Annotated in this window: 20 protein-coding genes; 18 read left to right on the forward strand and 2 right to left on the reverse strand. The window is 44.5% G+C overall.

Annotation, left to right across the window (positions count from 1 at the left end; all coding sequences use genetic code 11):
• Window positions 1-2: 2 nt before the first annotated feature.
• From KTR06_RS01065 to KTR06_RS01115, 11 genes are all read left to right on the forward strand, one after another.
• Window positions 3-1,742, forward strand: coding sequence for a RagB/SusD family nutrient uptake outer membrane protein (locus KTR06_RS01065; RefSeq protein WP_217289863.1), 1,740 nt, complete (start codon window positions 3-5; stop codon window positions 1,740-1,742).
• 21 nt (window positions 1,743-1,763) lie between these two features.
• Window positions 1,764-2,717, forward strand: coding sequence for a DUF6772 family protein (locus tag KTR06_RS01070; RefSeq protein WP_217289864.1), 954 nt, complete (start codon window positions 1,764-1,766; stop codon window positions 2,715-2,717).
• A 17-nt stretch (window positions 2,718-2,734) separates the two neighbouring features.
• A complete protein-coding gene (locus KTR06_RS01075; RefSeq protein WP_004304776.1) occupies window positions 2,735-3,064 on the forward strand; it encodes a hypothetical protein in 330 nt (109 codons plus the stop codon).
• Entirely contained in the window at window positions 3,052-4,428 is a 1,377-nt protein-coding gene (locus KTR06_RS01080; protein WP_032855797.1) for a ComEC/Rec2 family competence protein, read from the forward strand. Before KTR06_RS01075 ends, KTR06_RS01080 begins: the two co-directional genes overlap by 13 nt.
• The gene (locus KTR06_RS01085; RefSeq protein ID WP_118419015.1) at window positions 4,428-5,702 is read left to right on the forward strand and encodes an FAD-dependent oxidoreductase; all 1,275 of its coding nucleotides are present in this window, start codon (window positions 4,428-4,430) and stop codon (window positions 5,700-5,702) included. The genes KTR06_RS01080 and KTR06_RS01085 overlap by 1 nt, the downstream gene beginning before the upstream one ends.
• 40 nt (window positions 5,703-5,742) lie before the next feature.
• Window positions 5,743-7,980 carry a histidine phosphatase family protein gene (locus tag KTR06_RS01090; protein ID WP_217289865.1) on the forward strand — a complete coding sequence of 746 codons (2,238 nt, stop codon included), beginning with the start codon at window positions 5,743-5,745 and terminating at the stop codon, window positions 7,978-7,980.
• Window positions 7,967-9,289: a mannitol dehydrogenase family protein gene (locus KTR06_RS01095; RefSeq protein WP_217289866.1), complete on the forward strand. Its 1,323-nt coding sequence runs from the start codon at window positions 7,967-7,969 to the stop codon at window positions 9,287-9,289. Before KTR06_RS01090 ends, KTR06_RS01095 begins: the two co-directional genes overlap by 14 nt.
• A 21-nt stretch (window positions 9,290-9,310) precedes the next feature.
• Window positions 9,311-10,396, forward strand: coding sequence for an SGNH/GDSL hydrolase family protein (locus KTR06_RS01100; protein WP_217289867.1), 1,086 nt, complete (start codon window positions 9,311-9,313; stop codon window positions 10,394-10,396).
• Complete coding sequence (locus KTR06_RS01105; RefSeq protein ID WP_117684244.1) at window positions 10,393-11,421, forward strand: zinc-binding dehydrogenase; 1,029 nt, start codon at window positions 10,393-10,395, stop codon at window positions 11,419-11,421. The genes KTR06_RS01100 and KTR06_RS01105 overlap by 4 nt, the downstream gene beginning before the upstream one ends.
• Before the next feature lie 4 nt (window positions 11,422-11,425).
• Window positions 11,426-12,292 (forward strand): carbohydrate kinase, encoded by an 867-nt coding sequence (locus KTR06_RS01110; RefSeq protein WP_117808938.1) that lies wholly within the window; start codon window positions 11,426-11,428, stop codon window positions 12,290-12,292.
• A gap of 203 nt (window positions 12,293-12,495) precedes the next feature.
• The gene (locus KTR06_RS01115; protein ID WP_120067506.1) at window positions 12,496-13,782 is read left to right on the forward strand and encodes a Fic family protein; all 1,287 of its coding nucleotides are present in this window, start codon (window positions 12,496-12,498) and stop codon (window positions 13,780-13,782) included.
• Window positions 13,783-13,826: 44 nt separating this feature from the next.
• Here the strand turns inward: KTR06_RS01115 and KTR06_RS01120 are convergent, their stop codons facing one another.
• On the reverse strand, window positions 13,827-14,714 hold the full coding sequence (locus KTR06_RS01120) for a hypothetical protein (protein ID WP_120067505.1): 888 nt from the start codon (window positions 14,712-14,714) through the stop codon (window positions 13,827-13,829).
• A gap of 186 nt (window positions 14,715-14,900) precedes the next feature.
• On the opposite strand from KTR06_RS01120, the gene KTR06_RS01125 reads away from it, so the two are divergent.
• Window positions 14,901-15,467 (forward strand): nucleosidase, encoded by a 567-nt coding sequence (locus KTR06_RS01125; protein WP_118408606.1) that lies wholly within the window; start codon window positions 14,901-14,903, stop codon window positions 15,465-15,467.
• On the opposite strand, the gene KTR06_RS01130 is transcribed toward KTR06_RS01125, so the two are convergent.
• On the reverse strand, window positions 15,437-15,796 hold the full coding sequence (locus tag KTR06_RS01130; protein WP_004304786.1) for a YbaN family protein: 360 nt from the start codon (window positions 15,794-15,796) through the stop codon (window positions 15,437-15,439). The genes KTR06_RS01125 and KTR06_RS01130 overlap by 31 nt on opposite strands.
• A gap of 129 nt (window positions 15,797-15,925) precedes the next feature.
• On the opposite strand from KTR06_RS01130, the gene KTR06_RS01135 reads away from it, so the two are divergent.
• The 6 genes from KTR06_RS01135 to KTR06_RS01160 all read left to right on the forward strand — a co-directional run bounded on the left by KTR06_RS01135 (window position 15,926) and on the right by KTR06_RS01160 (window position 20,808).
• Window positions 15,926-16,282: a 6-carboxytetrahydropterin synthase gene (locus KTR06_RS01135; protein WP_004304787.1), complete on the forward strand. Its 357-nt coding sequence runs from the start codon at window positions 15,926-15,928 to the stop codon at window positions 16,280-16,282.
• A 21-nt stretch (window positions 16,283-16,303) separates the two neighbouring features.
• Window positions 16,304-16,849, forward strand: a complete 546-nt coding sequence (locus KTR06_RS01140; protein ID WP_004304788.1) for a radical SAM protein — start codon at window positions 16,304-16,306, stop codon at window positions 16,847-16,849.
• A gap of 51 nt (window positions 16,850-16,900) precedes the next feature.
• Window positions 16,901-17,641, forward strand: coding sequence for a (Fe-S)-binding protein (locus tag KTR06_RS01145; protein ID WP_004304789.1), 741 nt, complete (start codon window positions 16,901-16,903; stop codon window positions 17,639-17,641).
• Window positions 17,638-19,023, forward strand: a complete 1,386-nt coding sequence (locus KTR06_RS01150) for a lactate utilization protein B (protein ID WP_217289868.1) — start codon at window positions 17,638-17,640, stop codon at window positions 19,021-19,023. The genes KTR06_RS01145 and KTR06_RS01150 overlap by 4 nt, the downstream gene beginning before the upstream one ends.
• Complete coding sequence (locus KTR06_RS01155) at window positions 19,020-19,601, forward strand: LUD domain-containing protein (protein ID WP_217289869.1); 582 nt, start codon at window positions 19,020-19,022, stop codon at window positions 19,599-19,601. The genes KTR06_RS01150 and KTR06_RS01155 overlap by 4 nt, the downstream gene beginning before the upstream one ends.
• A gap of 334 nt (window positions 19,602-19,935) precedes the next feature.
• Window positions 19,936-20,808, forward strand: a complete 873-nt coding sequence (locus tag KTR06_RS01160) for a pyridoxamine kinase (RefSeq protein ID WP_004304792.1) — start codon at window positions 19,936-19,938, stop codon at window positions 20,806-20,808.
• Window positions 20,809-20,834: the final 26 nt, after the last annotated feature.

Genomic DNA, 20,834 nt, shown 5'->3' on the forward strand with positions numbered 1-20,834 from the left:
ATATGAAAAAAATACATGTATTGATTTGCATGATAGCTCTTCTATCTGTAACTTCTTGTGTGAACCTCGATCTGAATCCTCCTTCAGCCGCATCCAGTGAAAACTGGTTCTCGTCACCGGAGGAAGTTCGAATCTCGTTGAACGATTTTTATCGCAGTACCTTCTTTGTTATAGAAGAAGGTTGGACGCTGGACCGTAATACGGATGACTGGGCGCAACGAACAAACATTTATACCATTGCGGCAGGTTCACTGAATGCGTCTTCTACAAGTAATCCTAACATCAAGACTGTTTGGAGTTACACGTATAAGAACATTAGTCGTGCCAACCGAATTTTGGAGGCACTCGACAAACTTGAAGGCAAATATTCCACCACTGAACTGAATACGCTTCGTGCCGAAGCCCGTTTTTTCAGAGCGTTTGCTTATTCACGTTTGATTACTCTTTGGGGAGATGTTCCTTTCTACGTGACTTCGATTACTCCGGAGGAAGCATTTGAGATGGGGCGTACCGACAAAGCTGTCGTTCTGAAACAGATTTATGAAGATTATGACTATGCCGCAGAAAATTTGCCGGTCGCAAATAATAATAGCGGCGCCACCCGTGTGGACAAAGGAACGGCTTATGCTTACAAGGCTCGTACCGCTCTCTATCAACACGACTACGGGACTGCCGCAAAGGCTGCGCAAGACTGTATGGATCTGGAAGTATATGACTTGGCCCCTGATTATGGAGAACTTTTCCGCGACAAGACAAGAGGAAGCAAAGAAGTTATCTTCTCTGTTGCTCACTCAAGCGACCTTGAGTTGGATGAAAACGGTAAACCTACTACACAGGCTATCGGTTCCTTTATTGCTCGTTCGGCAGGCGGTACACATAACGCACAACCTTCGTGGGAACTTCTTGCTGTCTACGAAATGACGAATGGCAAGACGATTGATGAACCGGGCAGTGGCTTTGATCCTCACGATCCATTTGCCAACCGTGATCCCCGTTGCCTGGAAACATTTGCTGCTCCCGGCAGCCGTATCTATGGTATTGAGTGGAATCCTGCGCCAAACGCACTCGAAATAATGGACTATACGCAAAATCGTATGATTACAAATAAAGATTCCAAAGGCGGTTCGGATGCTTCCAACTGTGCTTACAATGGTTGTTGCCTGCGCAAAGGCGCGCAAGAATCATGGCGTACTACTTTGTATAACGACAACCCTGTTATTCTCATGCGTTATGCCGATGTCTTGTTGATGTATGCCGAAGCTAAGATTGAACTGGGGGAGATTGACGCTACTGTCATTGCTTGCATCAACGATGTCCGTGCCCGTGCTTATGGCACCACCCGTACACAAACCAACGACTATCCGTCCATCACGACAACCGATCAGACGGCATTGCGCAAAGTGCTCCGCCGTGAGCGTCGTGTGGAGTTTGCATGGGAAAATCTGCGCTATTTCGACTTGCTTCGTTGGCATCAGTTTGAGAATGCTTTCGGACACAATATGTACGGATTTACCCGTACAGCCAACAGGGCAAAGGAATACTTTGCGGCAGGCAACTGGTTTTGGCCGGAGACTCCGACATTTGACAAAGACGGATTTCCTTCTTTTGAAGCGATGGCCGACGGAACCTATATCGTCCAGCATGGTGAACGTAAGTATGATGAGAAGATTTATTTGTGGCCATTGCCAAGTGATGATGTATTGATAATGAATGGAAAACTTGTTCAAAATCCAGGGTACTAACTTTATTAAATAAATGATATTATGAGCATTGGAGAAATTTTATTGCGCAGTCGCTATCAACCATTGAAAAGGGTGTTGAGCTATGATGTATTCAACACCGGCTTTAACGGCTGGATGACATTGATGCCTAACTTTACGGAATATCCCGATTTTGATGTTCCCAAGACATTGGTCAATAAAGACCAGTGGCCACCGGTCATGCTTAGTTCCGCTACTTTCAGGTATCTGGGCACTCACGGGGCTATGTCCGGCACTTACTCTCTTAAACTTTCGACAAGACCTGTTGCCGCTCCTTATACGGAGATTCCGGCGGAAGGTTGTCTGGGACATGCCATTAAGCGGCTTTCGTTCTCTCGTCCGGGCTGCAAATATTTGCAGATAGAATGTTGGTTTACATACACGGCGGAGCAGGATGTGGTGGATGGCGGTGACCGTCCGCAACCGGGTTTGCATGAGAGTTCCATCCGCGATTTTGGTATGGGATTCGATGTACAGGAGGGTGGAAAACGTTACCATGTAGGAATTCGCTATCTCAATGCAGTAGATGGCAAATTAATGCAGAAGTGGCAGTATGAACATTCCAATGAAGACATAACCGACCGCGATTGGGCTTATGGACTTGACGGAGACTGGTGTAAGAGGGGAGTCGATCCCTGGTGGTTCGGCCGCCGTTATCCTAATGGCGACCACGATGGATTCAAGGATTTGAAAGATGGTCATCAGAAACTCATTTACAATGAGACCGACTGTAAACTCAATTGGCAATACATGCGTCTGAAACTTGACACAGAGCTTCGTGAATATGTAGAGTTCCAATGTCAGGACAAAATTTGGGATATGCGTGGCATTGCAGCCGATACCGTTGACGGATATGGACGCATCGACAATCTTATCAATCCTCTTTTCTGGGTGGGTACTGATACCAATCGTCGTGTATTCTTTTATATAGATTCTGTTGTTGTTTCACAAGAATAAAAGGAGGAATGTAATATATGAAAATGTTTAATGATTCCCATCTTGAGGTAAAGAAGTTCTTTAAAGGCACTTTCTTCACTCATCCTTACGAGGCTGGTTGGGCAGATGAGGCTATATTCTTTGTTATGGTTGAGAAAATAGAAGGAGATCCCGTATTCGAAGGTCGTGTACAACTATCGCAAGACGGTATACATTGGGCTGACGACGGTAGTGAGCCTGTAATCTTCAAAGGACTTGGCCAACATATTATAAAGGTAAATTCAAATTTTGGTAATTATATTCGTCTTGCCGTCAGCATTGAAGGCGGAGAGATGTTTTTAAATCTTCATATAGCATGCAAAGGTTAATATTTATATTTAGTCTGTTCATTCTTGCGATTGTAGGATGCAGTTCCAATGAGTCTCACTCATTTTTGATTCGTCCGGATGGAGGTGGGGAAGATGCTGCCACTGAAATAGAGGTAGGTAAAACGATTCCTGCCTGGCAGGAGGGTGTGATGGATATTCATTTCATCAATACGACTACCGGTGAAAGCATGTTTGTAATATTCCCGGATGGTACGCAAATGCTTATCGATGCCGCAAGTTCGAGTGTTACGACCAACTCTAATAGTAATACGACCAACACCGGTATCCGTAGTCGTTGGGATCCGACTCTGACTTCTACCCGTGGTTCACAGATTATAACTGATTACATTCGTAAGTGTATGGTATGGACAGGTAACAGTACGATTGATTATGCTGTACTTACCCACTTCCATAATGACCACTTCGGCGGTTATACTTCTTCCTTGCCGAAATCTTCCAACTCCGACACTTATTCGTTGATAGGTTTTGCCGAGATTTTCGACAATTTCAAGATTGGTACGCTGCTTGATCGTGGCTATCCCGATTATAACTATCCGTTCAATATGGCGACAATGGCAGACAATGCTCCAAGTTGCAGCAACTATATCAATGCAGTGAAATGGCATGTCGCCAATCAAAAGTTCGATGCTGCGATATTCAAAGCAGGGGCGAATAATCAGATCGTTCAGAAGTATAATCCTGCAAAGTATCCTACTGCAAAGGTGCAAAACGTGGCAGTGAATGGAGAGATCTGGACAGGTTCGGGCACTACCACAAAGAAGACATTCCCTGAACTCTCGGAGATTACATACGAAAACAGTAAGAACATTACCTCCAGTGACAATTGTCCGCCGGAGAATATAACCAGTTGTGTGATGAAAGTTTCGTATGGCAACTTTGATTTCTTTGCCGGTGGTGACCTTCAGTATAACGGACGTTCGAGTCATGCGTGGAAAGATGCCGAACTGCCCTGTGCAAAAGCAGTGGGTCAGGTGGAACTATTGAAAGCTAACCATCACGGTGTAACCAACACCAATCAGGTAGATGCTCTGAAAGCACTCAATCCACAAACGATTGTTGTCAATTCGTGGGTAGATTGTCATCCCCGTACCGATATCCTGAATTCGATGGAGACAACACTCCCTGCGTGTGACATGTTTATCACTAACTTCTGGCAAGGCGATCGCCCCAGCGGAGTAGACGACCGGGTTACGGCGGAAGAGGCTGCGAGAGTAAAGGGATATGATGGACATATTGTAGTTCGTGTGACCGATGGGGGAAACAAATACAGAGTTGTGACAATCACAGATTCTGACGGGGCAATGACTGTTAAGACTATTTCCGGTCCATATACAAGCAGATAATGAATACAAAATATTATGATGTAATAGTAGCAGGTGCAGGTCCTGCCGGGATATGTGCGGCTGTAGCCGCCGCCCGGCAAGGAGCACGTGTTGCTCTTATCGAAAGATACGGAGTCATCGGAGGTAACCTGACCGCCGGGTATGTCGGCCCTATTCTCGGTAGTGTAAGCAAGAACACGATGCGCGATGAGGTTTGTGCTATTCTTGGCGTCGAAGACAATGACTGGATTGGTGAACATGGAAATGCTCACGATTTCGAAGAGGCAAAACTTACATTGGCAGAATTTGTCGCCAGGGAAAAGAACGTCGATGTCTTTTTGCAATGTTGCGTGTCGGATGTTATTCGTGACGGAAAGGTGGTAAAAGGCATAAAGTGTGCAAGTAACGAGGGGACGCTCTGTTTTGAAGCCGCGGTTACAATTGATTGTACCGGTGATGCCATAGTATCTTTTCTTGCCGGTGCAAAAATAGAAAAAGGACGTGCTGACGGACTCATGCAGCCTGTAACCCTTGAATACACCATTGATGGCGTAGACGAGTCGAAAGGAATTATCTGCATTGGAGATGTAGACAATGTTCAATTGAATGGCGAGTGTTTTCTTGATTGGTGTAAAAAGAAAGCCGATGAGGGCAAACTTCCCCGGATGCTTGCTGCCGTGCGTTTGCATCCGTCGGTCAGACCGGGTTGCCGTCAGGTAAATACGACACAAGTCAATAGGGTGGATATAACTTCGGTAAGCTCTATTTTCACCGCCGATCTTGAACTTAGGCAACAGATACGCCTCCTGACTCAATTCTTGAAAGAAAATTTGCCGGGTTACGAAAACTGTAGAGTGATCGGAAGTGGTACAACAACCGGAGTGCGCGAAAGCCGCAGGGTGATGGGCGACTATGTGATCGATGCCGATGAGATGGCGGAAGGCTGCCGTTTTGCCGATGTGGTGGTACATAAAGCATTGTTCATTGTCGATATACATAATCCTGACGGAGCCGGACAGGCGGAACCGACCATCCAATATTGCAAACCATACGATTTGCCGTATCGTTGTTTTCTCCCGTTGGGCTTGGAAGGGCTTCTGGTGGCGGGACGGTGTATATCGGGTACTCACAGAGCTCACGCTTCCTATCGTGTCATGAGTATTTGCATGGCGATGGGAGAGGCAGTTGGTATTGCTGCTGCCATGAGTGCGTCGCAGCACTGTACTCCGCGGGCTCTCGATGTAGGAGAGTTGCAGAAACGGCTTGAGTCGTTAGGCGTAGAGCTGTTCGATTAACGTAGAACATAATCATACTTTAAATTTATAGAGCATACTTATGAAAAAGATATATTTGTCTGTCGTGTGCTTACTGATCTCTATTCCCCTTATCGCCCAGTTGTATGTAGAGCCGGAGAAAGAGGTAGAGTGCTCTGTCTTCCTGGCAAAGGAAGGACGGGGGCGGGCACAGCAAGGACTTGAAATATGGGATGATTACATATTCTCGTGCGAGGATGGAGGACACGTGAATATCTATGATTTCAAAAGTGCCGATCCGAAACCTGTGGCAGGCTTTGAGTTGGCGTCCTCCCATCCGGACAACCATGTAAATAATGTATGCTTTGGCGTCGAGACAAAACGCGGAGCATCGTTTCCTCTCTTGTATATCACAAACGGGAAGGTAGGAAGCGAGTTGGAATGGTTGTGTTTTGTGGAGAGCATCACCCGTCGTGGAAAACGTTTTAGCAGCGAAATCGTACAGACAATTGAACTCGATGGCTCGAAGTGGGCGGAGAAAGGGTATGTCCCCATCTTTGGAGCGCCAAGCTGGCTGGTCGATCGGGAACGGGGATTTATATGGATATTTTCGGCGCGTAAACGTACTGTGGCGAAGGTGACAAAGCATGCATGGGAAAACCAGTATGTCGCCACCAAATTCCGCATACCGTCGTTGAGTGAGGGCGCAAAGGTGCGGCTCGACGAGAATGACATTCTCGATCAGGTGGTATTCCCCTATGAGGTATGGTTCACGCAAGCGGGCTGTATGCATGATGGTAAAATCTATTTCTGCTTCGGAGTTGGGAAACAGGATGACAGCCGTCCTTCCTGCATCCGGGTGTACGATACGGATAGGCGGACGATTACTGCCCGGTACAATGTGCAGGAACAGGTTATTTACGAACCGGAAGATATTGTGGTTAAAGACGGGGTTATGTATGTCAATACCAATACGAATGCGAAAAAGACGTCTGATCTTCCTTGCATATTCAAACTCTCTCTTCCGAAAGAAAAGCCGGTGGCCGAAAATCCTCTCGACGAGATACGCAGGGATCCGGAACGTGCGGGCGGCGTGTATTATGTGACCGATCTTTCACATCCGGTTACGCCGGCACCCAAAGGATATACGCCTTTCTATATAAACGGCTATTTTCGTCACGGAGCGCGTCAGATAGACGATGAGGTGACTTATCCTGCCATATACGGCGTATTGGAGAAAGCTCATGCCACAAACAACCTTACCGATTTTGGGAAAGCCTTGTACGAACGTCTTGAACCGTTCAAGAAGAATGTGTTTTACAAAGAAGGCGATCTGACGCAAATCGGTTATCGTCAGACAAGGGAGATAGGCCGGAGGATGGTACAAAATTATCCGGAAGTATTTGAAGGCCATCCCTATTTGAAGACTAACGCAACGAATGTGCTTCGGGTGGCGGCCACCATGCAATCTGTAAATTCGGGCATTTTGTCGCTGCGTCCCGGGCTTGAATGGGCGGAGATAGACAACTCCCGTTCGTTCCTTGCCACACTGAATCCATACGGTAACGTATGTCCCGACAGGAGTCCGCTTGATAAGTATATACTCGGTAAAGAAAACAGTTGGTATAAGAAATATCGTTCATATATAGATGAAAAGTTGGATGTGGATGCTTTTTTTACAAGACTGTTTATAGATGTTACGCAAGTAGAAAGTGAGTATGACAAGTACGACCTGATCCATCGTTTCTGGTTAATGGCGTCGCTGATGCAATGCCTCGACCGCCAAGTACCTATATGGGATATCTTTACAGAAGAGGAAATATTGACTTGGGCAGAAATCGAGAACTATAAGTATTTTGCGCAGAAAGGTCCTGAACCGGTATCTCACGGGCGTAGTTGGGGACTTGCATCCCGCACGTTACGCCATTTGTTAGACGAATCTGCCGAAGATCTGGTTCGTAAGCGTCATGGTATCAATCTCAACTTCGGACACGATGGCGTTCTGATGGCCATCTTGACAAATCTGCAAGCCGGAACGTGGGCGCGGGAGGCTAGTAATTCCAAAGAAGCGTTGCGGAGTTGGAAGTACTGGGATATTCCGATGGGTGCGAATCTTCAGATGATCTTTTACCAATCAGAAGGCAATCCGGACGTTTTAGTTAAGTTTATGCTGAATGAAAAAGACCTCCGGTTGCCGTTGGAAGCGGTTGAAGCATCTTATTACAAATGGAATGAGGTTTATAAATTCTATATAGAACATTGCGACAAGGTGGAAAAATCACTTGCCGAAACATTGAAATTATCGTATGAAGACTTTTAATTATAATCGTGCTGAAATAAAGGCCGGAATAGTACATTTCGGCGTTGGAAACTTCCATCGTGCACATCTCGAAGCTTACACAAATCTATTACTTGAAGATCCTTCACAAAGATGCTGGGGGGTATTCGGAGCCATGATTATGCCTACGGACGGGGTCTTGTTCAACGCCCTCAAGAAAGACGACGGCATATATCAGTTGACGACATGCAGCCCTTCCGGCGAACAGGATAGTATGCTGATTGGTTCGCTTGTAGAACTGGCATGGGGGGAAATAGATAGTGAGCCTATCATCGCTAAAATAGCATCGGAGGAGATAAAAATCATCTCTCTCACCATTACCGAAGGGGGATATAAGGTTGACTTTAACAAGTCGCGCAGTGTGTTCTGGTATGTAGCCGAAGGACTCAAACGTCGGATGGAGAAAGATTTGCCGATTACGATTCTTTCGTGTGACAACATGCAGATGAACGGCAATGCCGCCAAATGTGCGTTTATGTCATACTTCGAAGAGAAATATCCCGAGGTGGCAGCGTGGGCGAAAAAGAAAGTGACGTTCCCGAATTCGATGGTAGATCGAATCACTCCCGTAACAAAACCGGGTAAGGTTACAGATGTGTGTTGTGAAGACTTTATACAATGGGTGATTGAAGATAATTTCATTGCAGGCCGTCCTGCATGGGAGAAGGTAGGAGTTACATTCACCCATGATGTGACCCCGTATGAAATCATGAAATTAAGTCTTCTCAATGCGTCACATACTCTTCTTTCTTATCCTGCCTATATGGAAGGATTCAGGAAGGTCGATGCTGTAATGGCAGACGAGAGGTATCGTGCAATGATAAAGCTGTTTATGAACAGGGACGTTACTCCTTATGTTCCGGTTCCCGAAGGCGTTGACCTTGAAGCGTATAAAGACCAGCTTATCGAACGATTTTCAAACAAGGCGATCAGCGATCAGGTATCACGGCTTTGCGGCGATGGCATTGCTAAGTTTGCGGTTTATGTGGTACCCATACTCAAACAGATGTTGCAGGATGGGAAGGATATTTCGATAGAGGCTTTCCTGATAGCTGTTTATTGCAAATACCTGATAGGTGCGCGCACCGAGTCCGGTGAAAATATAGCTATCTCCGAACCTCACATCACCCCGGCGGACAGGAAGTTGATTTCCGGAGGATCGCCGGCCGAGTTCTTGAAAATATCACCTTTTGTGTCATTGGGACTGGACAAATATCCTGTGTTTATGGAAAAGTATGAGCAGTTTTATGCTATGCAGGTAGCGGAAGGGTTGAAGGTCTTATTACAGTAAACAACTAAAAAATACAAGGCAATGAAGAAGTTTTTCATAACGGTTGTTCTGTCGCTTTCGTGCATATTGTCGGTTTCGGCACAAAAACAGACGGAGGCGTCAACGCTTAACCTGATAGGTAAGCCGTTTGAATCGACTCCCAATCCGTATCATAGAGTCGATACATTGGTTTATAAAGGTTTTAACAGGACGGAGAATCGACAACTCCGTTGCTCTGCCGGTATGGCTGTGTTGTTTAAAACGAACACGCGTAATATACAGATTACGACAAAGTGGGGATATGTATATTCGAGCCATTCAACCATGCCGATCTCTTATAAAGGATATGATCTTTATATCAAAAATGCAGACGGTCAATGGCAGTATGCGGCAAGCGGTTCATTGAAAGCGTATAAGGGCGAGAAAACCGAGACATTCACGCTCATTGAGAATATGGATGGTACGATGCACGAATGTATGATGTATATGCCGATGTATTCGGAGGTCATTTCTTGTAAGATAGGGATAGATGACGATGCTGTTATCGAACCGTTGAAGTCCGATTTTCGTCACAGGATAGCGGTATATGGCTCTTCGTTTACGCAGGGAGTGAGCACGGATCGATCCGGTATGAGTTATCCCATGCAATTTATGCGTAATACTGGTCTTCAAGTCGTGTCGCTCGCAACAAGCGGACGTTGCCTGATGCAGCCTTACATGCTCGATGTTCTTGCGGAAGTCAAGGCTGATGCCTTTATATTCGATACTTTTTCAAATCCTGACGCAGAACTGATAAGAGAGCGCCTGATGCCGTTTATCGATCGGCTTATAGCGGCACATCCGGCTACTCCGTTGATATTTCAGCGTACTATCTATCGTGAACGACGTTCATTCGATACAGTTCTTGATGCGAAAGAACGGGCTAAGGCGGCAACCGTAGAGGAGTTGTTTGCAAAAATCCGCACGAACCCGAAATATAAAGACGTTTATCTGATTACGCCTGATGCTTCCGATGCGCATGAGACATCGGTCGACGGAACTCATCCAAGTAGTTATGGATATGCACTTTGGGCGAAGTCAATAGAGACTCCGGTAATAGAAATTTTAAGTAAATATGGTATAAAATGAGACAAGCGGTATTAGTAGAACCAAAACATATTGAATTTCGTGAAGTTGAGGCGCCTAAGGCGTCGGACCTGAAAGAACATCAGGTACTTCTGAATATTAAGAGAATTGGTATTTGTGGAAGTGAGATACATTCTTATCACGGATGTCATCCGGCAACTTTTTATCCGGTAGTTCAGGGGCATGAATATTCGGCAGTGGTAGTCGCTACGGGGACGGCGGTTACGATCTGCAAGGCGGGTGACGTTGTCACCGCACGTCCGCAACTTGCGTGTGGGAAGTGCAAGCCTTGTCAGCGGGGAGAGTATAATATTTGTGAAGAGCTAAGAGTGCAAGCCTTTCAGGCAAATGGAGCTGCGCAAGACTTTTTTGTGGTTGATGATGACAGGATTGCGGTATTGCCTGAAGGTATGTCACTTGATTATGGGGCTATGATAGAACCGGTGGCAGTAGCTGCGCATGCAACCATGCGTGGCGGGGACTTGAAAGGTAAGAATGTGGTTGTATCGGGTGCCGGAACGATCGGTAACCTCGTGGCGCAGTTCGCTAAGGCAAGAGGAGCCAAACGGGTTCTTATTACCGATGTAAGTGATTTCAGACTTGAAATCGCTCGTAAATGTGGCATAATAGATACGCTCAATGTAGCTAAGACGCCGCTCAAAGAAGGAGCGAAGAGGCTTTTCGGGGATGAAGATTTTCAAGCTGCGTTTGAGGTTGCCGGGGTTGAGTCGAGTATTCGTTCGCTTATGGAGTGTATCGAAAAAGGGAGTACTATCGTTGTTGTGGCGGTATTTGGCAAGGATCCGTCGCTTGATATGTTCTATTTGGGAGAGCACGAACTGAAGGTGAACGGAACGATGATGTATCGCCATGAAGATTATCTTACGGCTATCGATCAGGTAAGTTTGGGAGCTATCCGTCTCGAACCGCTTATTTCAAATCATTTTCCGTTCGAGCAGTATGACAAGGCATATAAATTTATAGACGAGAATAGTGCAACATCCATGAAAATAATTATTAAACTATAAAACCATGAAAATAATAGGTATAGGAGAAGTTGTTTGGGATTGCTTCCCGGAAGGTAAGAGACTTGGCGGAGCGCCTATCAATTTCTGTTTTTTTGCAAAGGAGTTGGGAGCAGAATCATATCCCGTTACGGCAATAGGTGGCGACGAACTCGGTGATGAAACATTTACGGTGCTTAAAGAGACCGGACTTGATTTAGGATATATTTCCCGTAATATTTTGCCGACAGGTAAAGTGCTTGTGTCGTTGAATGAGGCCGGTGTACCGCAATATGAGATTGTTGAGAATGTTGCTTGGGATGCTATCGAGTGTAGTCCTGCGACCATGAAACTTGTCAGCGATGCAGATGCTGTTTGTTGGGGCTCTTTGGCACAACGAAGTGAAAAGTCACGTGCTGCAATCTTGAGACTCATAGATGCCGTGCCGGATACCTCTTTGAAGGTGTTTGATATTAATATCAGGCAACGTTTTTATTCGACAGACTTGATTGTGGAATCCTTGCAAAAGGCAAATGTGCTCAAATTGAATGAAGACGAATTGCCGTTATTGATTTCTCTTCTTTCCCTTTCGACTGATTTTGTGGAAGCTATCGCAGAACTCATTGCTCGTTTCTCGCTCAAATATGTTATATTCACACAGGGGGCAGTACGTAGTGGCATATATGATGTAAGTGGGGAAGTGTCATCCATAAACACACCTAAAGTCGAGGTGGCCGATACTGTAGGTGCAGGCGACTCGTTTACTGCTACCTTTGTTGTGAACATACTTAGAGGGACGTCGGTTGCTGAATCACACCGCAAAGCGGTAGATGTATCGGCATATACTTGTACACAAAGGGGGGCTATTAATCCGTTGCCGGATAGTAAAAAGTAATATTGGGTACTCCACATAAGGAAGTTTCGTACTTGGTTTGAATGATTCTTCAAACCAAGCGTGATGAATATGCCTTGTTTTTATTAAATGCGGTTTAATCTCATTAATTAACCGCAAAATTTGCGGCTTATCATACCTCTTTTAACCGCATTTTTATAGATAACTCCAATTTAATAGTTATTTTTGCAGAAATAACTGATGGTATGTTTATCCATGAAATAGAAAATTGGAGTTCATTCAGATGGAACGCTGAAAGATTGTCAGATGCGATAGCCCTGACAAACAGGGCTATCGGATATCTTGTTGGAAGGTTAAGTACAATTGGATTTGATAGTCAGATGATCGCTACGGTGGAAGCTGTGACGCATGATGTTGTTGCATCTTCAGAAATTGAAGGAGTAACTTTGAATACAGCAGAGGTACGTTCTTCCGTTGCCCGAAAATTAGGTGTAGCTGTACCCGATGTGAAAGAACCGACGCATTATATTGATGGAATGGTCGAGATGATGCTTGATGCTATAATGAATTACGAAACTCCGTTAACACATGATAGATTATTCGGATGGCATTCCGCACTTTTCCCAACAGGTAAAAGTGGCTTTTCTGATATTTTAGTGGGAAGTTATCGTACTGAAGCTATGGAGGTTGTTTCCGGTACATTTGGGCGGGAAAGAATACATTATCGTGCTCCCGGGCCGGAACGTGTATATGACGAAATGGATAAATTTCTTTTATGGTTTAATGCCCCCAATATAGCTCCGTCATTATTAAAGTCTGCAATTGCTCATTTCTGGTTTGTATGTATCCATCCGTTTGACGATGGGAATGGTCGTATTGCGAGAGCTATATCAGATATGGTATTATCCCAGACAGATCGCAGTAAATTGCGATTCTTTAGTATGTCTATGCAGATTAATAAGGAAAAGAAGGCTTATTATCGTATGCTGGAACAGGCTCAACGTGGAAATGGTGATATTACAGAATGGTTAGAATGGTATCTGGCTTGTCTTAAACGGGCTATTGATGAATCCAATGGCTTGTTAAGCGGCATATTGAATAAAGCGATTTTTTGGAAAACTCATTCGGGGAGCATTATAACTGAAAGACAACGAATGATCCTCAATATATATCTGAATGGCTATGAAGGAAAACTTACTGCAAAAAATTGGAGCAAGTTGGCCGAAGTTTCATTAGATACAGCTACTAGGGATGTGAAGGATTTAGTGGCAAAGGGAATTCTTTCGCCTATACAGGGGCGTGTCAGGGATGTGTCATATACATTAAATTATGTAGAATCAGATACTCAAATATCTGATTTTACAGATTCTGTACTAATAAATCGTGATGGAAAAGACTATATTTCTTCTATATATAAGAAACAAAAAACTGTAGAGGAAAGAATTTCTTCATTGGACAAAATGCGTTTTGAACAAAAGGAGATGTCAATTAATGATTTAGTATATAAGTATTTTGCATATCTTATTGAATGATTATTCCCCCCTCTTATGCCATTTATTGAAGTATTTTTGGGGCGTTAATTATTCAAATAACAATCCCACGAAATCTCTTTCTTATTGAAATCAATTTTAGCCTCAACAGATACTCCGACAGCTTCACCATTCATTACCGCAGGTTGCCATTTCACTTCAGTACTAAAAAAACGTCCGGGAAAAGTTTGCTCTTCTATGAAATATCCCAGTTGAATCCCGGATAAATCATGCACATATTTCAAGTCGGAGAACTTTCCGGTTTTATCAATATTAAAGTTTAATTGCAATACTCCCATTATTGAAAATATTGCGGCATCCGGAAATTCCAGTTTTTCCACATGATTGGCAGTCCGGCTATAAATATGCATGGCAACTTGGTGTAGATACCTTGTCAGATTATATCTTTTGGAATATACTCTTTGATTCATTTCTCCCCATTCAGGAGCTTTGTCCAACATAACAGGTTTACCTTTCAGGTTAAGTGGAATGATAAACTGTTGCTTCGAGTGTGCTCTAGCTCTATTTTCTTTTGACACTTTCCAAGGACCGGACTTAGATACCAATCGTTGTATTTCGTTGGCGAAAGCTACATTAGCGGGCTTTTCAACAATTATGTTACTGATTTTACCTTTTGGGCTTACTGCAAAATCAGTGACAATTTCAATTTGAAGCGGAGTAGTATTGGCATAAACTAGATTGCTGAACAAGATGTCCTCCTCATTGAGATTGGCACTAAATGGTATATCTCTGTGGAGTAATTGATTTTCCAACCATTTTGGGAAACTGACTTCAGCATCTTTTCTTTTAAATAAAACTTCGGCATCTTTTCCCTTAGAGGAAGTCTCTAAATTACTTTGCGCATTTAAAGAGAAATATCCTCCCCATGCAATGAACAGCAATAAAACCGTTCTTCTTACTGTACTCATAATCATAACGAATAGTTTTATAGTTTTGTGTTTATGTATCCAACATCCAAATATATGTATAATTTTTGATTAATGGGAATAATGTTCAGCAATTATTTTTTATCTATGTTTTTTTGGAGATTATGTACGACTAGGGTGGCTTATCTCCAATAAAAATTCTATTTTTGCATATTCATAAATCAAGAGAAACCCATGTTGAAAATATTAATAACCTACGCCGTCCAAGGCGAATTTGTAGAGATTAAATGGCCGGATATAGAACCTTACTACGTTCGTACAGGCATTGGTAAAGTTAAATCAGCCTTTCATCTGGCAGAAGCAATCCGTCAGGTACAACCGGACTTGGTGCTCAATATCGGAAGTGCCGGAACAGTCAACCATCAGGTAGGGGATATTTTTGTATGCCGCAAGTTTGTAGACCGTGATATGCAGAAAATGAAAGAGTTCGGATTGGAGTGTGAGATCGATTCATCAGCTCTGCTCGAAGAAAAAGGTTATTGCACGCATTGGACGGAACATGGAATCTGTAATACGGGAGATGGCTTCCTCACCGAGTTGACTCACGTTAGCGGAGATGTTGTAGATATGGAAGCATACGCACAGGCATTTGTCTGCCGTTCAAAAGAAATCCCGTTTATTTCCGTGAAGTACGTGACTGACATAATTGGCCAGAACTCCGTGAAACATTGGGAAGATAAACTTGCCGATGCACGGCAGGGACTATCGCATTACTTTAACGTCTTGAAAGAAAGAATATGATAAGTGACTCCTGCGGCTATCAATCCCAGGAGAATCTTTACCCATATAAAAGGAATCAGGAAGAAAATGCAATAAAGCATCGTTCCCCACATTAATACGAGAGAAATTATTTTGGCACGGAGAGGAATCGCCTTGTTTTCGCGGAAATTGCGGATATAAGGACCGAAGTGCCGATGGTTGAGCAGCCAGTTATATAATCGGGGCGACCCTTTGAAATAAAGGGCAGCGGTGAGCAATAGAAAAGGGGTAGTAGGCAGTAGCGGCAGAAAGATGCCGAGAATACCGAGCGCAAGGGAAATACTACCTAAAACAATATATAGAGTTTTCATGCGGCAAAGATAGTGCAAAAAAAGGGAAAAAATAACACTCTTTGCTGGATGAAAACTCTATTTTATATTACCTTTGCCGTTGCATCGAGGTGACATTAGATGCGTGTAACTATTAAAATACATACACTCATGTTTACAGTAATCAAACGCATGGAGATTTCGGCTTCTCATAAGCTGGTACTCCCGTATCGCAGTAAATGCGCCAGTTTACACGGTCACAACTGGATTATCACCGTCTATTGCCGTTCCGCACGGCTCAACTCCGAAGGAATGGTGGTAGATTTCACCCGCATCAAAGAAGTGGTCACGGAGAAACTCGACCATCAAAATCTGAACGAAGTACTCCCATTTAATCCCACAGCGGAGAATATCGCCCGGTGGGTATGCAAACAGATTCCTCAATGCTATAAAGTAGAAGTGCAGGAATCGGAAGGAAACATTGTCATCTACGAGAAAGATCCCGTCGGCGCAGAAGGACAAGAATAGCAAACCAAACAAATTTTGATGATGAGAAAGATTAATGAAATCTTTTACAGCTTGCAGGGCGAAGGCTACCATACCGGAACTCCGGCCATCTTCGTCCGTTTTTCCGGCTGCAACCTGAAATGTGACTTTTGCGACACACAACACGAAGAAGGAAAAATGATGACCGACGATGAAATAATCGCCGAAGTGAAAAAATATCCTGCCGTCACCGTTGTCCTTACGGGCGGCGAACCTTCCTTATGGATAGACGATGAATTGATTGACCGTTTGCACCAAGCAGGCAAATATGTGACCATCGAAACCAACGGTACACGCCCCCTGCCGGCAGCTATCGACTGGGTGACCTGCTCCCCCAAACAAGGGGTGAAACTTGCCATCGACCGGATGGATGAAGTGAAAGTGGTCTATGAAGGACAAGATATAAGTATTTTTGAACTACTTCCGGCCGAACATTTTTTCCTCCAGCCTTGTTCTTGTAATAACACTGCTTCAACAGTGGACTGTGTAATGCGACATCCCAAATGGAGACTCAGCCTGCAAACACACAAATTAATCGACATCCGTTGAACAAAATAGACGGGTGATGCGGAAGAAGCTTAAATTATTACAAAATATAGTATGAAAGTAGGTTTGTTTATTCCTTGTTATATCAATGCTATTTACCCCAATGTGGGAGTGGCATCGTATAGACTATTGAAAAGTTTGGGAGTAGACGTCGATTATCCGTTGGATCAGACTTGTTGCGGACAACCGATGGCAAATGCCGGTTTTGAAGATGAATCGATGAAATTGGCACTCCGTTTTGACGATCTGTTTCGGGAATACGATTACATCGTCGGTCCTTCCGCCAGTTGTGTGGCATTTGTGAAAGAGAATCATCCGGGCATTCTGGAGAAAGAAGGACATGTTTGTCAGAGTGCGGGAAAGATTTATGATATTTGTGAGTTCATTCACGATGTCTTGAAACCTTCCAAAATTCCTGCACGCTTTCCTCATAAAGTCAGTATTCATAATAGCTGTCATGGGGTGCGCGAACTGTTGATTTCCGCTCCCACCGAACTGAACATCCCTTATTACAATAAATTGCGTGACCTGCTCAATCTGGTAGAAGGCATCGAAGTATTCGAGCCCAGCCATATTGACGAGTGTTGCGGCTTTGGCGGAATGTTTGCGGTGGAAGAGCAGGCAGTCTCCGTCTGCATGGGGCGTGATAAGGTAAAAGATCACATCGCTACCGGAGCCGAGTATATTGTCGGAGCGGACAGTTCTTGCCTGATGCACATGCAAGGTGTCATCAAACGGGAGCATCTGCCTATTCAGATTATCCATATTGTAGAAATTCTAGCGTCGCAATCATGAGTACAAAACATTCAAAGGCTGCCGAAAAGTTCTTGCAGGACAGCAAGATGGCAGCATGGCATAATGAAACCCTTTGGATGGTCCGTGCCAAAAGGGACAAGATGAGCAAGGAAGTTCCCGAATGGGAAGAGTTGCGCAACAAGGCTTGCGAGTTGAAACTATACTCCAACAGCCACCTCGAAGAACTTCTGTTGGAGTTTGAGAAGAATGCTACCGCCAACGGCGCCATCGTACATTGGGCAAAAGATGCCGATGAATACTGCGCCATCGTCTACGAAATACTGAATGAGCATAACGTCCACCATTTCATCAAGAGCAAATCCATGCTCGCCGAAGAGTGTGGATTGAATCCTTTCCTGATGGAGCGTGGCATCGATGTCGTAGAGTCCGATTTGGGCGAACGCATCCTGCAACTGATGCATCTCGAACCGAGCCACATCGTATTGCCTGCCATCCACATCAAACGGGAACAGGTAGGCGAACTATTCGAAAAGGAGATGGGCACGGAAAAGGGAAACTTTGATCCTACCTACCTGACTCATGCCGCACGTAAGAACCTGCGCCATCTCTTCCTCAATGCCGAAGCCGCCATGACAGGCGCCAACTTTGCCGTCGCTTCAACCGGTGATATTGTGGTCTGCACCAATGAAGGAAATGCCGATATGGGTACTTCCTATCCGAAACTGAACATTGCCGCTTTCGGTATGGAAAAGATCGTCCCGGATCTGGACGCATTGGGTGTGTTCACCCGATTACTCGCCCGTTCGGCCACCGGACAACCGGTGACAACATATACCTCTCATTACCGCCGTCCCCGAGAAGGCGGTGAATATCATATTATCATCGTAGACAACGGCCGGAGTGCCTTACTGTCCAAGTCCGACCATATCAAGACACTGAACTGTATTCGTTGTGGTGCGTGCATGAACACCTGCCCGGTGTACCGCCGGAGTGGAGGCTACTCTTATACGTACTTCATCCCCGGACCTATTGGCATCAACTTGGGTATGGCTCACGCTCCGGAGAAGTATTATGATAATCTTTCAGCCTGTTCTCTGTGTATGTCCTGTTCCGATGTCTGTCCGGTGAAAGTAGATTTGGCAGAACAGATTTACAAATGGCGTCAGGATTTGGACGGACTGGGGAAAGCCAATACGGGAAAGAAGATCATGTCCGGCAGTATGAAGTTCCTGATGGAGCGTCCGGCATTGTTCAACGCAGCCTTGTGGGCAGCCCCGGTGGTAAATGGCCTGCCTCGTTTCATGAAATACAACGATCTCGACGATTGGGGAAAGGGGCGTGAACTGCCGGAATTTGCCAGCGAGTCGTTCAATGAAATGTGGAAGAAAAACAAAGTACAGGGAAAGGAGGAATCCAAATGAGTAGTAGAGAAGAAATATTAGCCAGCATCCGCCAGCATACGCAGACGCGTTATGATAAACCGGATATTGCGGATATGAAACGATTGTCATATCCTGATAAGATAGAACAGTTCTGTGCAATCAGCCGTGCGGTGGGTGGTACGGCAGTTGTATTGGGTGAAGGGGAAGATGTGAATACAGTCATAAGACGGACTTATCCGGATGCTATGCGCATTGCTTCCGTATTGCCGGATATTTCCTGCGCTACATTCAATCCCGATAATTTGGATGATCCGAAAGAGTTGGACGGCACAGATGTTGCTGTAGTGAAAGGAGAAATCGGAGTAGCCGAAAACGGAGCCATCTGGATACCGCAGACGGTAAAATATAAAGCGATTTATTTTATCTCGGAGAAGTTGGTCATTCTGCTCGACCGGAATAAAATTGTAAATACCATGTATGACGCCTACCGCGAACTGGACGGACAGGAATATCAGTTCGGAACGTTCATCTCCGGTCCGTCAAAGACTGCCGATATTGAGCAGGCTTTAGTGATGGGAGCGCATGGGGCACGAGACGTGTTAGTGATATTAACCTAATGTTTCCGTGTTGATTATTCTAAAATAAATTTGGTTTCAAAACAATGGAGTTTTATATTTGTTAGTACAAACGAAATGGAGACTCCGTTGACGCTTAAAAACAGAGGCTCTATTGATAAGAAATAGAGCCTTTGTTTCATATAAACAGAGCTTCCGTTTAATGTAAATAGAGGCTCTGTTTGGATAAAGTCCGGTTTCCATCGGATGTAATAGAGTCTTTTGGAGAATATAGTCGAATCTCCTTTGATGTAAATAGAATATCTGTTTCTGTTTGTCCATAGTAGATAAATGAATTTGTAGGATAAGAGTAGTAAAACGTTTAATTATAAATTATATGTATGCCAATAAAGTAAAGAAAATAGCCGCCGTCCATGACCTTTCGGGAATGGGGCGCGTATCTCTGACCGTCGTCATTCCTATTCTTTCATCCATGGGTTTTCAGGTCTGTCCGCTTCCTACGGCTGTATTATCCAATCATACGCAATATCCCGGTTTCTCCTTCCTCGACCTGACGGACGAGATGCCGAAGATTATTGCCCAATGGAAGAAACTGGAGGTAGAGTTCGACGCTATCTATACCGGATACTTGGGTTCTCCGAGACAAATTCAGATTGTTTCTGATTTTATCAGGGACTTTCGTCGGCCGGACAGCCTGATCGTTGCCGATCCGGTGTTGGGAGATAACGGACGGTTATACACCAACTTTGATGGAGAGATGATAAAAGAGATGCGCCACTTAATCACGAAAGCAGATGTGATTACCCCCAATCTGACGGAACTGTTTTATTTATTGGATAAACCCTATAAAGCAGATAACACGGATGAAGAGCTGAAAGAATATCTTCGTCTTTTGTCCGACAAAGGGCCGCAAGTGGTTATCATCACCAGTGTTCCTGTACATGATGAGCCTCATAAAACGTCTGTCTATGCTTATAACCGTCAGGGAAACCGCTACTGGAAAGTGACCTGCCCTTATCTGCCTGCACATTATCCCGGCACGGGCGATACTTTTACAAGTGTCATCACCGGCTCTTTAATGCAGGGAGACAGTCTGCCGATGGCATTGGACCGTGCCACACAGTTTATTCTGCAAGGTATTCGTGCCACTTTCGGGTATGAATATGATAACCGCGAGGGTATTCTATTGGAGAAAGTGCTTCATAATTTGGATATGCCAATACAGATGGCTAGTTACGAACTGATTTAAGATAGGCTTTGTGTTGTTATTACTAT

Origin of the sequence: Bacteroides sp. MSK.20.12, from assembly GCF_019052435.1 — a bacterium.
In the GTDB taxonomy this organism is placed as follows: domain Bacteria; phylum Bacteroidota; class Bacteroidia; order Bacteroidales; family Bacteroidaceae; genus Bacteroides; species Bacteroides xylanisolvens.